This window comes from Rhodanobacter umsongensis (assembly GCF_042654965.1).
Taxonomy (GTDB): domain Bacteria; phylum Pseudomonadota; class Gammaproteobacteria; order Xanthomonadales; family Rhodanobacteraceae; genus Rhodanobacter; species Rhodanobacter umsongensis.
In genome coordinates, this window is record NZ_JBHSMK010000009.1 from 258,160 (window position 1) to 271,793 (window position 13,634).

General features: G+C 65.7%; 12 protein-coding genes. 5 read left to right on the forward strand and 7 right to left on the reverse strand.

The features are described 5' to 3' along the window. Nucleotides 1-36: 36 nt before the first annotated feature. Nucleotides 37-972, reverse strand: a complete 936-nt coding sequence (locus ACFPME_RS13820; RefSeq protein WP_377306234.1) for a ribose-phosphate diphosphokinase — start codon at nt 970-972, stop codon at nt 37-39. Then, nucleotides 969-2,453, reverse strand: coding sequence for a thymidine phosphorylase family protein (locus ACFPME_RS13825; protein ID WP_377306235.1), 1,485 nt, complete (start codon nt 2,451-2,453; stop codon nt 969-971). The genes ACFPME_RS13820 and ACFPME_RS13825 overlap by 4 nt, the downstream gene beginning before the upstream one ends. 281 nt (nt 2,454-2,734) lie before the next feature. On the opposite strand from ACFPME_RS13825, the gene ACFPME_RS13830 reads away from it, so the two are divergent. The 3 genes from ACFPME_RS13830 to ACFPME_RS13840 are packed head-to-tail and all read left to right on the forward strand — an operon-like array spanning nt 2,735 to nt 4,799. Beyond that, nucleotides 2,735-3,472, forward strand: a complete 738-nt coding sequence (locus tag ACFPME_RS13830; protein WP_377306236.1) for a nitroreductase family protein — start codon at nt 2,735-2,737, stop codon at nt 3,470-3,472. 14 nt (nt 3,473-3,486) lie between these two features. After that, the gene (locus ACFPME_RS13835; RefSeq protein WP_377306237.1) at nt 3,487-3,972 is read left to right on the forward strand and encodes a DUF3775 domain-containing protein; all 486 of its coding nucleotides are present in this window, start codon (nt 3,487-3,489) and stop codon (nt 3,970-3,972) included. Between the two features lie 47 nt (nt 3,973-4,019). After that, nucleotides 4,020-4,799 (forward strand): universal stress protein, encoded by a 780-nt coding sequence (locus ACFPME_RS13840; protein WP_377306238.1) that lies wholly within the window; start codon nt 4,020-4,022, stop codon nt 4,797-4,799. A gap of 19 nt (nt 4,800-4,818) precedes the next feature. Here ACFPME_RS13840 and ACFPME_RS13845 read toward each other — a convergent pair whose 3' ends face one another. The 5 genes from ACFPME_RS13845 to ACFPME_RS13865 form a co-directional block, all read right to left on the reverse strand. Further along, nucleotides 4,819-6,099 carry an erythromycin esterase family protein gene (locus ACFPME_RS13845; protein ID WP_377306239.1) on the reverse strand — a complete coding sequence of 427 codons (1,281 nt, stop codon included), beginning with the start codon at nt 6,097-6,099 and terminating at the stop codon, nt 4,819-4,821. A gap of 114 nt (nt 6,100-6,213) precedes the next feature. Beyond that, the gene (locus ACFPME_RS13850; RefSeq protein ID WP_377306240.1) at nt 6,214-6,657 is read right to left on the reverse strand and encodes an Hsp20/alpha crystallin family protein; all 444 of its coding nucleotides are present in this window, start codon (nt 6,655-6,657) and stop codon (nt 6,214-6,216) included. A gap of 162 nt (nt 6,658-6,819) precedes the next feature. Next, nucleotides 6,820-8,151: a phosphoribosyltransferase family protein gene (locus ACFPME_RS13855; RefSeq protein ID WP_377306241.1), complete on the reverse strand. Its 1,332-nt coding sequence runs from the start codon at nt 8,149-8,151 to the stop codon at nt 6,820-6,822. 46 nt (nt 8,152-8,197) lie between these two features. Beyond that, nucleotides 8,198-8,785, reverse strand: a complete 588-nt coding sequence (locus tag ACFPME_RS13860; RefSeq protein ID WP_377306242.1) for an OmpA family protein — start codon at nt 8,783-8,785, stop codon at nt 8,198-8,200. Nucleotides 8,786-9,326: 541 nt separating this feature from the next. Then, entirely contained in the window at nt 9,327-9,809 is a 483-nt protein-coding gene (locus ACFPME_RS13865; RefSeq protein ID WP_377306243.1) for a hemerythrin domain-containing protein, read from the reverse strand. Nucleotides 9,810-10,117: 308 nt separating this feature from the next. Between ACFPME_RS13865 and ACFPME_RS13870 the strand changes: the two genes are divergently transcribed. Together ACFPME_RS13870 and ACFPME_RS13875 are read left to right on the forward strand one after the other, a co-directional pair. Continuing rightward, nucleotides 10,118-12,505, forward strand: a complete 2,388-nt coding sequence (locus ACFPME_RS13870; protein WP_377306244.1) for a phosphoketolase family protein — start codon at nt 10,118-10,120, stop codon at nt 12,503-12,505. Then, on the forward strand, nt 12,498-13,601 hold the full coding sequence (locus ACFPME_RS13875; RefSeq protein WP_377306245.1) for an acetate/propionate family kinase: 1,104 nt from the start codon (nt 12,498-12,500) through the stop codon (nt 13,599-13,601). The genes ACFPME_RS13870 and ACFPME_RS13875 overlap by 8 nt, the downstream gene beginning before the upstream one ends. Nucleotides 13,602-13,634 lie beyond the last annotated feature (33 nt).

Here is a 13,634-nt window from a genome sequence, read left to right on the forward strand (position 1 = left end):
CAGATTCACGTGTGCTTCCGGAGCGATGGGCCCTGCTCAGGCCGGTGTCGCGCTGCCTGCCGCGGCGGTGCCGGTCGCACACAGGCTGACCATCGCCTCGGCGACCGGCTTGCTGATATCGATCTGCGACGTGCCGGTGACGACGCTGTTGCTGGTGACAATCAGCCCGGCTCCCTCGGCCCGCATGGCTTCGAGCGCTTCACCGGCGAACAGGCCATGCACGACCACGCAGACGGGTGGCGATGAGGTTCGTCCGCGCAGGCAGCGCAGCGTCTGGATCATGGTCGCGCCGCTGGCGACGATATCGTCGAGCAGGACCGGCGTGTGGTCACGCCAGTTGTCGATTTCCGGCAGGGAGATGTCCACCTCGCGATCGCCATGACGCTCCTTGCGCGCCACCACGACCGGTGCGCACAGAAGGTTGGACACCGCGGTCACCCACTGCGTGCTTTCGCGATCCGGCCCGATGATCAGCGGCAGTCTCACATGGGCATCGATCCAGACGGCCAGCTGCGCCGCCGCATGCACGACTTGCGAAGCGCGCGGATACACCTCGGCAAGCGTCGCGTGGCGATGCAGATGCGGGGCCACCGTGACCAGCCAGTCGAAGGTGCGACCCAGCCAGTCGCCGAAAATTCTGGCGGACATGGCTTCGCCGGGATGGAAGCGCGCGTCCTGGCGCATGTAGGCCAGGTAAGGCGCGACCAGACCCACGCGCGCGGCACCCAGTTCGCGCGCGGTCGCTGCCGCCATCATCAGCGGCAGCGCCTTGGGATCCGGGCGATCCAGCGTGCACACGATCACGGCGTCGCCACCCGGAGCCGGTGCCGCCATCTGCACCAGCGTCTCGCCGTCCGGGAAGGGGTGCAGCAGCAGCTGTCGGCGTTGACAACCCGTGTGCAGCGACAGCAATTCGGCAAAGGCCTCGTTGCCGGGCATGGCGTAGAGCGTGCTCCCATCAAGGGTGTTCATGCGGATGCCTCGACGCAGACGATGCAGGGATGGCGAGAGACGTATTCCATGGCGTAAGCCAGCTCGCCGGGACTTTGCGCGTGGAGCGTGAAAAGCGCCTGCCCGGCCGCCACCGTCTCGCCGAGATGCGCATCCAGCGTCAGCCCGGCCAGCGGCGCGGCAGGCGCGCCGGCCAGCTTGGCGACGCGGGACAGGCGGCGGTTGTCGATCGCCGTCACGCGTCCCGGCTGCGCGGCCGGAACAGCTTGCTGGTAGGCCGCTTTCCCCGGCGTGCGCATGCCACCCTGCGCGGCGCAGATGGATTGGAAGCGCTGCCATGCCCTGCCCGTCTCCAGGCAGGTGGTCGCCATCGCCAGCGATGCATCGGCACCCGCAACGCCGGCCAGCTCCAGTACGGCGGCGGCGATAGCCAGGGCATGGGCGCGCAGGTCGGGCGGTGCATGAGGTTCGTTGCGCAGCACCGCCAGCACGTCGTGCGCTTCCAACGCGGGGCCGATGCCCCGCCCCACGGGCTGGCTGCCGTCGCTGAGCAGCACGCGCAGCTGCAGGCCGAACGCGGCCGCGACCTGCTGCAGCAACGCGGCCAGCGACTCCGCCTCCGCGTGATCGCGCACCTTGGCGGTCGGCCCGACCGGCACGTCGATCACCACATGGGTGGAGCCCGCAGCGATCTTCTTCGACAGCACGGACGCCACCAGCTGGCCGGCACTGTCGATGTCCAGTGCGCGCTCGATGCGGATCAGCCTCTCGTCGGCGGGAGCCAGGTTCATGGCACCGCCCCAGGCGATGCAGCCGCCGCAGGTTTCCACGACGCGGCGTATCTGCGCTTCGTCCAGGTCGACGGGCGCCAGCATCGCCATGGTGTCGGCGGTACCCGCCGCCGAGGTGATCGCACGCGAGGACGTCTTGGGTATCGTGAGGCCCAGTTCGGCCGCGATCGCCACCACGATGGGCGTGGTGCGGTTGCCGGCGAGCCCGCCGATGCAGTGCTTGTCGACCACCAGCGGCTGCCGCCAGCGCAGTTGCGCGCCGGTCTGCACCATGGCCTTCGTCAGCGCGACGACTTCCCCGAGGCTGAGGCGATCGCCGCCGGCGGCGGTGATGAACGCGGCCATTTCGATGGAGGAATACCGATTTCCGACGATGTCCTGGATGATCCCGTGCAGTGCGGGCCCATCCAGCTCCCTGCCATAGATCTTCGCCCGCACCGAAGCCAGCGAATCCACGCTGGGCGGATGGGCGATGATCACGCGCTCGTCGGGGCCAGGCTGCAAGGCGAGCCATGCCGACTCGGACAGCCCCGCCTCGTCCGCGCCCAGCAAGCCGTCCTGCACGATATTCAGCGTCGCCAGCACCCGCTGCGTGCCCACGCGCAGCTCAAGGCGGGAATGCGCGCCGAAACCCTCGCTGCGGCAGATCGGCGAGTCCTTGTTGAGGTAGACGACAAGCTCATGCCCGGTATCGATGCCGAGTCGGCGCAAGTGGCCCGCTTCGAGACGCGGCCGGGGAAATGTTTCGAAGCCTGTGGTTTGAGCGGACATGGATGGCCGGCCCGGCAATAGGTGGCGTTCTTCGTTTACGCCGCTTCGACATCGGTCGACTTGATCTTCATCAATGGGGCAGCCGCTGATGCAGACCCCGTGCAGCCGGAAGGACCACGCCGTCTATGGACCGTGCCTGCAGCCGGTCGCGGGCGCCACTGCCCGGCGCGGGATATTGAGCCACATCAACAAGTGCGGTCGCATGGGGTAGTAAACATCCCTTGCGTTTCCGCGAATCCGAGTGGGTTGATGCGAGGCGCGGCCGAGCACCGGGAGTCAGGGCCATGGCACTCAAGCAAAAGATCGACAAAGGCGTGACACCTGCCAGCGCGGTCGGCGCAACCCCGGATACGGCATCACCGTTCTCGCAGGCGCGCGCACTGCCACCCGTGCGGACGCATGGCGGGCTGCCGCTGATCGATGCCCTGCGGTTGCGGCATTCCACGCGGGAATACGACAGCCGTGCGCTGCCGGTCCGATTGCTGTCGGACCTGTTGTGGGCGGCATTCGGCATCAACCGGGCGGAAACGGGTGATCGCACGGCACCCTACTGGCGACATGTCATGGTCATCGACGTATATGTGGCGATGGCCGACGGCGTGTGGATCTACGCCCCGGGGCAGCATGAGCTGTTGCCTTATCTGGCCACGGATATCCGGGCGACGACCGGGCTGCAGGATTTTGTCAGCGAAGCTCCCGTGGAGCTTGTCTACGTGGCGCACGGCGAGCGGATGCAGGACGTGGTCACCGAGGATCGGCGACTGTACGCCTCGGTCGATGCCGCCTTCATCGGACAGAATGTCTATCTGTTTTGCGCATCCGAAGGCCTGGGCACGGTGTTCCGCGGCGCGTTCGACTCGGAGAAGTTGGCGCGGGTCCTGAACCTGGCTGACAGGCAATTCATCACCTTCGTCCAGACGGTCGGCTACCCGAAAGTCACGGCAGACCTGGCCGCCTGAATCGGAAGAGTCCCATGACCCCGCCCGTTGCCGAGCCACCGATGGACACGCCCGAACCGGCATTGTCGATACCGGTCGACATCGTCCACTTCATCATCGACAAACTTCGCGAGTACGACAGCAGGGACATGCTCGCCGAACCGGCGGAGGATCCCTCCCCGCTGGAGTCGGAGGATGTCGACGTGCTGCGCGAGCAGGAGAACGAATACCGGAGCTCGACCGTGCTGCAGGAACTTCACACGGTCATCGACGATTTGCCGGAGGATCAGCAAGTCGATCTGGTGGCGTTGGCGTGGCTCGGCCGCGACAACAATTCGGCAACCGACTGGCGGTCGATTCGCGAGGAAGCCGCCGAGGCGCACAACGCACGGACGGCTGACTACCTGCTTGGCATGTCGATGGCGAGCGATTTCCTGGAAGAAGGCCTGTCGACACTCGGATTCTCCGGCGAGCACGCCGATGCGGAGCAGTCGCCACGAAACGCCGGGGATACGCCATGAAAGACATTGTCGTCTACTCCGAAAGCTTCAAGGCCTGGTTCCCGCATGTGGAATATGCGATCCGCCTGGCGGCTGCGTTCGGCGCAAGCGTGACGGGCGTCTGCGTCTGCCCGTCGCCCGACGTCACGATGTCGGTGTACGACGCACCGGACCTTGTGCTGGAATCGATCGAGGAGGCGCGCCAGCTCATGGGCGACGCCTCCGCGGCCGAAGCCTCGTTCCTGGCGCTCGCGCGCGAACTGGGCGTGACCGACGCTTTCTGGCAGGTCGCCGATGGCGATGTACCGCACAGCATGAAGCTGATCGGCAACTGGCACGACCTGCTGGTGCTCGGACGTACCTCCAGCCTGGCCTGGGGTTCGTCGTCGGCCATTGGCGACATCGTGCTGGGATGCGGCGGCGCACCCTGCCTGATCGTGCCGCCGGAGATGCACGACAAGCCACCGGTTCTCAATCGCATAGCGATCGCCTGGAACGGTTCGGCCGAAGCGCTGAGAGCCGTGCACGCGGCGCTGCCGATGCTGATCCGTGCGAAGGTGGTCATACTCAATCGGGGCGGAAATCGGGCTTCCCCCATGGATCAATGGCTGCCGGGGTTTGAACTGACGGGTTACCTGCAACGCCATGGTGTCATCGCGGAGACTCATGTGCTGTCCGATCGCGGCGAAGCGATCGGCGGCGATCTGCTCCATGCCGCAGGCGATGTCCAGGCCGATCTGCTGGTGATGGGTGGCTACGGCCATGCCCGGCTCCGCGAATGGATCCTGGGCGGAGCCACGAGGGAGGTTCTGGAAAAAGCCATGATTCCGGTACTGATGCGCCACTGAGCGCCCTTGCACGGGCGCGTTACACGGGTTGCATTTCAAGCCGTGAGGCCGCCGTGTCCAGCGGCTCGACCGCCGCAGTTTCATCGAGGTGGAACACCGCATCGAACTGCGCAGCGATCGATGCCATGAAATAGTGGCTCTCGTACTCGGTATCGGGACGGTACAGCACGCCGATGGCTCGCTCGAGCAGGGGCTCACGCAACAGGAGCGCCGCTTCTCCCTGCATGGGCAAATAGAAGCGGTCCAGCCGGCTGCGATGGAACAGGCCCTCGTAACTGTCCGCTCTCGCCGCCCGGACCTGGCGGCATTCGGCCTCGCCGTCCCACTCGTAGGCCGCCGTCACCGTGCCGGTATAGGTGGTGAAACCAACCAGCAAGGCCGCCTCGGCGCCCGCCCTCTCGCGCACCAGCTGGCCGACGTTCCACTCGCCGCCACGGGACATCTCGGTGGCGCGCGCGTCACCGAGATGCGAGTTGTGCGCCCACACCACCACCTTGCCGGCACTGCCGAGCGCGCGCAGGTGTCCCTGCAGCGCGAACAGGGTCTGCACCATGTGTTCGTCGCGGACGTTCCAGCTCGCCGCCCTCGATCCGAACATGGCGCGGTAATAGCTTTCGGCGCTGGCCACGACTTGGGCGTTGCGCTCGGCGAAAAAATACGCATCCATGGCATTCCTGCCATCAGCGGCCGGATACTCCGGGGCCAGCGTCCACAGATCCAGCAAGCGCTGCCGTACTGCCTCGCGACAATCCGGACGAAGGCCCAGCGCTGCCTCATAGCCATAGCGCTGCGGATCGCGAACATGGTCGAGTGCCGCGTACTGCTTCCTGGCGATGGCCGCCTGCTCCTCGTCCACCGTCGAAAGATAATCGACGACGGCGTTGGCCGACCGGTACATGCTGTACATGTCGAGGCCGTAAAAGCCGACGCGATCGTTGGCCTGCCGTGTCAAGTTGATGTCGCGAAGGCGCTCCACGAAACGCAGGACCTCTTCGTTGCGCCACATCCAGCGCGGGAAACGCTGGAAATCGTCGAATGCGGATGGCGCGGCCTGATCGTGTCCTTCGCCGCGCACGAACAGGTTCAGGCGATAGGCATCGGGCCAGTCCGCCTCCACGGCGACCGCATCGAACCCCTTCTCGACCACCAGGCGAAGGGTCAGCTCGGCACGCATCCGGTAAAACTCCTGGGTGCCGTGCGTGGCTTCGCCGAGCAACACCAGGCCCCGCTCCCCGATGGCATCGAGCAGCGTATCGTAATCGTGCTCGTCGCCATCCAGCCGGATGGCTTCGTTACGCATGACGTCCAGCGCAGTATGGGAAGGGTTCGGCATCGGTGTTGTCGCGTGACTGTCGCAAGCTCACGCTGCCCTCTGCCGGGATGACCACGGGGCAGCGGGCAGCGCGGGAGGCGATCAGCTGATCGTCAATTTGCGGGCACTGCCGTTTCCCTTCTTGGGGAGTTCCAGGGTGAGCACACCGCCTTCGTAATGGGCCGTGGCCTTGTCGTTGTCCACCTCGTCGGGAAGGCTGAACGAGCGATAGACCTGTCCGTAATAGCGCTCGGTGTAGATATCGCGCTCATCGTCCTTCTTCTTGCTCTCACGCTTCACTTCGGCGCTGATGGCGACCTGGTTGCCGCTGATCGAGACGTCGATATCGTTCTTGTCCACACCGGGCATTTCCGCCTTGACGCGATAGCCGCCATCGTTTTCGGCAACGTCGATGCGCACATCCGGCGCCTCGAGTTCGGACCACTGCGGCCGCAGGCTGAAACCACGGAAGAAGTCGTCAAACGGAGCGCCCTGCTCGAACCGTGACAGGGCCTTCAAGGGGCTCCAACGGGTAAGGTTTGCCATGAATAAATCCTCCACACAGGTCATTCGATATCGCTCGGTTGAACCCCCGCCCCCACTCCCGGCAAGCTGGGATCAGCGGCAAGCGTACGAAGTCGAAGCGGGGCGCGTTTGATCCAGGTCAACGTCGTGCGCACGATTCAAGAAAGATTTCCGCTCATCGATTCAGGGCACGCCTGCGGTGACGTCGCGGCTTTGATCCGGCATCCATTGCACGAACCAGCTTGTGGCTAGTGCCGCTACCCGCTCGATGGCACCCTCCTCCTCGAACAGATGCGTGGCGTTCGGAACCAGCACCAGTTCGGCATGGCATGGGAGGACCAACAGAGCGGAGCGGTTCAGTGCGATGACTTCGTGATCCGCACCGCCAACGATGAGCAAGGTGGGCGCCTGCACCTGCGCCAGCGCGCCATGTCCTGCAAGATCCGGGCGGCCACCCCGCGACACGACGGCCTTGATCGCCATCGGATAGCGCGCGGCCAGCACCAGGGCGGCCGCCGCGCCGGTACTGGCGCCGAACAGGCCGATCGGCAAGGACTGCGTGCGCGAATGATGCGCGGCCCATCGGATGGCGGCGTCAAGCCGTGCCGTGAGCCTGGGGATGTCGAAGCGTGCGGACAGGTCGCTGGCTTCATCTTCGACAAGCAAGTCGAACAGCAAGGTCGCCAGGCCTTTCGCGTGCATGGCATCGGCTACCAGGCGATTGCGCGGGCTACGGCGATTGCTGCCGCTGCCATGCGTGAAGATGACCAGGCCATGGGCTCCCTGCGGCACCTGCAAGTGGCCGTCGAGCAACAGGCCATCAACGGGAATCCGGACGTCCTCGGAGAGCACGGGCGCGGGCGATTCGGAGGGGGAACGCACCAGCAGGCGTATCACTTCGCTGTCGTCGACCGCGGGGAAGTTCGCGTAGAACTGCCCGACCGCCCGAAAATGGTCCGGCGCGGACAGGCAGACGAGATCATCCACCACATCCGCCACCGATTGCAGGCCCCGCGGCGACGCCACGGGAACGGCGCAAACCAGCCGCGCCGGCTTGCGCGCCCGCACCGCCAACAGCGCTGCCCGCATCGTGGCCCCCGTCGCCAGTCCGTCGTCGACGACGACCGCGATGCGTCCGGCCGGATCGATGGCGGCATGGCCCAGGCTGTAGCTCTGCCTGCGAGCCCGAATGGTGGCCAGTTGCTCGGCAGCCTCGCGCTTGATGTAGTCGTCATCCACATCGAAGAAGTCTGCATGGCCGGACCGCAGCACCGCCCCGGTCTCATCGATGGCGCCTATCGCATACTCGGGGTTGCCAGGCGCACCGATCTTCCGCACCAGCACGACATCGAACTCGCCGTCCAGACGGTCGGCGACGATCCTGCCGATCGGTACGCCACCGCGCGGGATGGCCAGTATCAGCGGGTGCTGGCCGCGCAGCGAGGACAGCGCCTGCGCCAGTTGCTGTCCGGCATCGGTGCGGTCAAGAAAACCGTCGGTTTGCGGCTGGGCCATGGTCATCGGCTTCCTCGCCATGCGATTGACATGGACGGCCCCGTGTTCACGGTGCCGCCGGCGATCCGGCAAAGTCGACCACCAACGTCACGCGGCGATTCGGCTCGGCGCCATCGCCCCCTTTGCCCTTGAGGACCTGGCGGTTTTCCGCCTTGCCATAGCTGACCGTGCGCACATTGTCGGCAGCCAGTCCGCCGCTCTTCACCAGGTAATCACGCACCGCCTCGGCACGCGCATGCCCGAGTCGGATGTTGTAGCTCCTGCCGCCTGCTGCGTCGGCGAAACCTTCCACCGTCACCATCGCCTGCGGGTAATGCGCCGAGACGATCTTGGCGAAATCATCCAGCAGCGGTTTGTCCTCGTCGCGGAGGGTCGCGTCGTTGAAGGCAAAGTGCGAAATGGCGTCGACGCGCACACGCCCGCCCATCTGGGCGATCTTGGCGTCATAGGCGGCGAAGCGCTGCTGCATTTGCTGCGTGAGATCGGCGATCTCCTGCTGCTGCTTCTGGTCGTTGGCGCGAAGCTCGCTGACCGTCGAATCGAAATCAGCCTTTTTCACATAACCAGTGCAGCCGCCCAGGGCGATGAGTGCCACCCCAAGCGAGACATAAGCAAAACGACGATAGGAATACATGGTTGGCTTCTCCTTGGTGATTGCGTGCGGCGACGCATAGTCAGCAAATCGATACCCTGCTCCTTCCGCGATTTATCAAGCTACGCAGGAGACAGCCAGACGTATTGATCTAAATCACCTCAGCTGCATGCGGCCGGACGCATCCCGATCGGGGGCGAATCCGCCGACAGGCAGCCATGAATCCAAGGAAGAAATGCTGCAATGCCGTTCGGCTTGAGGGTTGCACCCTTGTCGCGAGCCTGCGCGGCGAGTACCGGAGCCCATGCGAAACGCGTGGCAGCCCATGCCCACGCGGGCAATCAACACCATTGCTCAATGACATCATGGTCGGCGCTGACTGGCGGCGAACTTGCTGACCGCCCCATACCCACGGGTTCGTGTTGCTGCAGCAGGCGCCATCCAGAGGGCCCAGCCCCGATCGCCCACCCCGGACATTCGGCCCGCCGACGCTCCCGGGTGGCAGCGTGGCTCACGTGACCCGCGCCGCACGCTCCGTCTGCGGGGCGCCCCGACCCATGCACCCATTACGCTTTGACGATGCTCAAGTGCCGGCGCTCGCTTCGGCCTCGAACTGTTCCAGCAACTCCGCCTTGCGTGCCTCCATTTTATTGCCGAGCTCCTTCAGCTCGGCGGCGTCCATCAGCTGCTTGGCACGCTTGAACATGCTTTTCTCTTCCTCGTCCGCGTGGTGCGTCACCAGCTCCTTGAGCACCTTGGCCCGGCCGGAGAACTTCTCGCTGTCGGTCGGCGTACCGAGCAGGTCAGGCAACACCAGATCGCCGGCGGCGCGATGTTCCTCCAGGGCTTCGAAGTACATCGTCGCGTCGTCGGATTTTTCGCCCGCGGCCTTGAACGCCGGATAGAAGATTTCCTCTTCGATTGTGGTGTGGGCTTTCAACTGGATGGCGATCTCGGACAGCAGTTCGGTCCGCTTCTTGGTGGCCCGCGTGCTCGACTCGGCAAGCTGGTTGAGCAGTTCGCGCACGGCTTGGTGGTCCTGGGTAAGCAGCTTGATGGCATCCATGAAGGAATCCTGACGGGGGGAAGAAGAGCCGCCAGCCTCGGCGAGACCCGATCAACGCGGCGTCAAGGTTCCGCAAGTTTCATGTGGCCATGCACGGGCGGATCGAGCCGCAGCGACGCCTGCTTCATCACCCGCCCATCGTTCGCCTGTCACGAAATGATGATCTGTGGTGGCTTAGCGTGATGCGCTGGCGGCTGCAAGCCAGGCCTCCGGGTCCATGCCGCGTCGCATCCGCCTTGCACTTGTCTGCGTCGATCGTCAGAGCGCCGCGCGGCCGCCAGGCCGCCGGCACAGGATTGAGTGTCCGCATGAGCCCGCTTGCGCAAGACCAGCTCCGCCGCATGCATGCCTACTGGCGTGCGGCCAACTACCTCACGGTGGGACAGATCTACCTGCGCGACAACCCGCTGCTGGAAGAGCCACTGAGTGCGGCACACGTCAAGCAGCGCCTGCTCGGCCACTGGGGCACCACGGCGGGGCTGAACTTCATCTACGTGCATCTCAACCGGGTCATCCGCGAGTTCGACCTGAACATGATCTACGTGATCGGCCCGGGCCACGGCGGGCCCGGCATCGTGGCGCATACGTATCTGGAAGGTTCGTACACGGAGATCTATCCGCACATCGAGCGCAACCGCGAGGGCATGCGGCAATTGTTCCGGCAGTTTTCCTGGCCGTATGGCATACCCAGCCACGTGGCGCCGGAAACGCCCGGCTCGATCCACGAAGGTGGCGAGCTCGGCTATTCGCTGTCGCACGCGTACGGCGCCGCCTTCGACAATCCCGACCTGGTGGTGGCGTGCGTTGTCGGCGATGGCGAGGCAGAAACCGGGCCGGTCGCCACCGGCTGGCATTCGAACAAGTTTCTCAACCCGGTGCGCGATGGCGCGGTGTTGCCCATCCTCCACCTCAACGGCTACAAGATCGCCAACCCCACCGTACTGGCGCGCATCCCGGAGAAGGAACTGCTGCAACTGCTCCGCGGCTATGGCTACGACCCGATCGTCGTGGCCGGCGATGATCCGAAGCCCATGCATCGCGCGTTCGCCGCCGCGCTCGATCGCGCGGTGCGGCGCATCCGCCGCGTCCAGCGCGCGGCGCGGCAGGCGCCGGCATCCGCCGCGTCGCGGCCGCGCTGGCCGATGATCGTGCTGCGTTCGCCCAAGGGATGGACGGGCCCGAAGGAACTCGACGGAAACCCGGTGGAAGGCACCTGGCGCGCGCACCAGGTGCCGTTGCCGCACCCGGAGCGCCCCGAGCAACTGCAGATGCTGGAACAATGGCTGCGCAGCTATCGGCCGGAGGAACTGTTTGACGGCGAGGGCCATTTCCGCGAGGAGTTCGCCGCGCTGGCGCCCACCGGCCAGCGCCGCATGGGGGCAAACCCGCACGCCAACGGCGGCAGCCTGCTGAAGCCGCTGGTGATGCCCGACATGCGCCGTTACGCCATCCCGCAAACCGGCCACGGCACCGTCAAGGCGGAGGCTACCCGCGCGCTCGGCCAGTGGCTGCGCGAAGTGATGGCGCTGAACCTGCAGCACGCCAACTTCCGCCTGTTCGGGCCGGACGAAACCGCCTCCAACCGACTCGATGCGGTATACGAAACAAGCGCCAAGACCTGGCTGGACCCGACCCTCGACAGCGACACCAACCTCAGCCCGGATGGCCGCGTGATGGAGGTGCTCAGCGAGCACCAGTGCGAAGGTTGGTTGGAAGGCTATCTTCTGACCGGTCGCCACGGCCTGTTCAACTGCTACGAGGCGTTCATCCACATCATCGATTCCATGTTCAACCAGCATGCGAAGTGGCTGAAGGTGACCCGCCAGGTGCCGTGGCGCGCACCGATCGCATCGCTCAACTACCTGCTCAGCTCGCTGGTATGGCACCAGGATCACAACGGCTTCTCGCACCAGGACCCCGGCTTCATCGATCACGTGGCCAACAAGAAATCCGAGGTCGTGCGCATCTACCTGCCGCCGGACGCGAACTGCCTGCTGTCGGTCACCGACCACTGTCTGCGCAGCCGGCAATACATCAACCTGATCGTGGCCGGAAAGCAACCGGAATGGCAGTGGCTGGACATCGAGGAGGCAGTGATCCATTGCACCGCGGGCGCCGGCATCTGGGAATGGGCCGGCACCGGCGACGACGACCCGGAGCTGGTCATGGCCTGCGCCGGCGACGCGCCTACCGTGGAAACGCTGGCCGCCGTGATGCTGCTGCGCGAGTACGTGCCCGATCTGCGCCTGCGCGTGGTCAACGTGGTCGACCTGCTGGCACTGGAACCGCCCGACCGGCATCCGCACGGGATGGACGACGACGAGTTCGACCGGCTGTTCACGCGCGACAAACCGATCATCTTCGCCTACCACGGCTATCCAGGCCTGTTGCACAAGCTCACCTACCGCCGCCACAACCACGACAACCTGCACGTGCGCGGCTATCGCGAGGAAGGCACCACCACCACGCCGTTCGACATGATGGTGCTGAACAATCTGGACCGCTTCCAGCTCGCCCTCGATGCGATTCTGCGCGTGCCGCGGCTGGCCAGCCAGCACGAAACCGCACGGCAACGCTATTGGTCGGATATCGCGCGGCATCGGCTGTACGTCAGCGAGAACGGCGTCGACCTGCCCGACATCCGACACTGGCGATGGCAGCCTGCCAACGCCGGAGCAAGCGATGCCGATGCCTGATCGGAACATTGGCATCCTTGCGCTCAACGCCGGTTCGTCGTCGCTGAAGTTCGGCCTCTATACCGTCGACGGCACGGAGCCGGTCGAGCGCGTGTCGGGCAGCATGACCAGCGATGGCGACCAGCGCGTCTTCCTGCTGGATTCGCCCCGGGGCCGCCTGCAACGGCGTGCGGTTCGCGCCGATTCGGCACTGCAGGCGATCTTTCTTCTGGGCGAGATGCGCGAGCTGCCGCCGCCGTCCGTGATCGGCCATCGCATCGTGCATGGCGGCATCTCGTTGCACCAGCACGCGCGGGTGGACGACAGCGTGCTGCGTCAGCTCGATGCGGCCAGCGTGTTCGCGCCGTTGCACGTGCCGCCGGCGTTGCGGCTCCTGGTCGACGCGATGGCGACGTTCCCCGATGCGACCCAGATCGCCTGCCTGGATACGGTATTCCACAACGGCATGCCGGATGTGTCACGGGTGCTTCCCTTGCCCGCCGCCCTGCGCAACGGCGGCGTGGAACGGGTAGGTTTCCATGGGCTCTCGTGCGAGTCGGTCGTGCGGCAACTCGGCCGCGACTGCCCATCCCGGATAGTCATCGCCCACCTCGGCAGCGGCTGCAGCGTCACCGCCGTACGCGACGGCTGTTCGGTGGATACTTCGATGGGGCTCACGCCCGCGGGCGGCGTGATGATGGCCACGCGCCCGGGTGACATCGATCCCGGCATCCTGCTCTATCTGCTGCGCGAGGGCCGCTACAGCATCGCCGCGCTGGAGGACATGTTCGAACGACAGTCGGGGCTCAGCGGCGTGTCGGGCACCAGCGCCGATGCGCGCGAGCTGCTGGCGCAATCGGCGACGCAGCCGATGGCCGCGCTGGCCCTGGCGCAGTTCACGCGCTCCGTGGCCAGGCACATCGCCGGCATGATCGTGGCGCTGGGCGGCATCGACCTGCTGGTGTTCACCGGCGGCATCGGCGAACACGCATTGACGCTGCGCGCCGATATCCTGAATCAGCTCGCGCCGCTGGTATGCGACCTCGCCGTCCGCGTGGTTCCCGCACGCGAGAACGACTGCATCGCGCAGCACGCGTGGAAGCTGGCGCGGCATTGAGACCGGGAAGTCGACCCCGTAACCCGGTCTCAT

Coding starts and splice junctions, on each gene's coding strand:
- ACFPME_RS13820 (WP_377306234.1), bottom strand. CDS start 972: ATGAACACCCTTGATGGGAGCACGCTCTACGCCATGCCCGGCAACGAG.
- ACFPME_RS13835 (WP_377306237.1), top strand. CDS start 3,487: ATGACCCCGCCCGTTGCCGAGCCACCGATGGACACGCCCGAACCGGCA.
- ACFPME_RS13845 (WP_377306239.1), bottom strand. CDS start 6,099: ATGCGTAACGAAGCCATCCGGCTGGATGGCGACGAGCACGATTACGAT.
- ACFPME_RS13850 (WP_377306240.1), bottom strand. CDS start 6,657: ATGGCAAACCTTACCCGTTGGAGCCCCTTGAAGGCCCTGTCACGGTTC.
- ACFPME_RS13855 (WP_377306241.1), bottom strand. CDS start 8,151: ATGGCCCAGCCGCAAACCGACGGTTTTCTTGACCGCACCGATGCCGGA.
- ACFPME_RS13860 (WP_377306242.1), bottom strand. CDS start 8,785: ATGTATTCCTATCGTCGTTTTGCTTATGTCTCGCTTGGGGTGGCACTC.
- ACFPME_RS13865 (WP_377306243.1), bottom strand. CDS start 9,809: ATGGATGCCATCAAGCTGCTTACCCAGGACCACCAAGCCGTGCGCGAA.
- ACFPME_RS13870 (WP_377306244.1), top strand. CDS start 10,118: ATGAGCCCGCTTGCGCAAGACCAGCTCCGCCGCATGCATGCCTACTGG.
- ACFPME_RS13875 (WP_377306245.1), top strand. CDS start 12,498: ATGCCTGATCGGAACATTGGCATCCTTGCGCTCAACGCCGGTTCGTCG.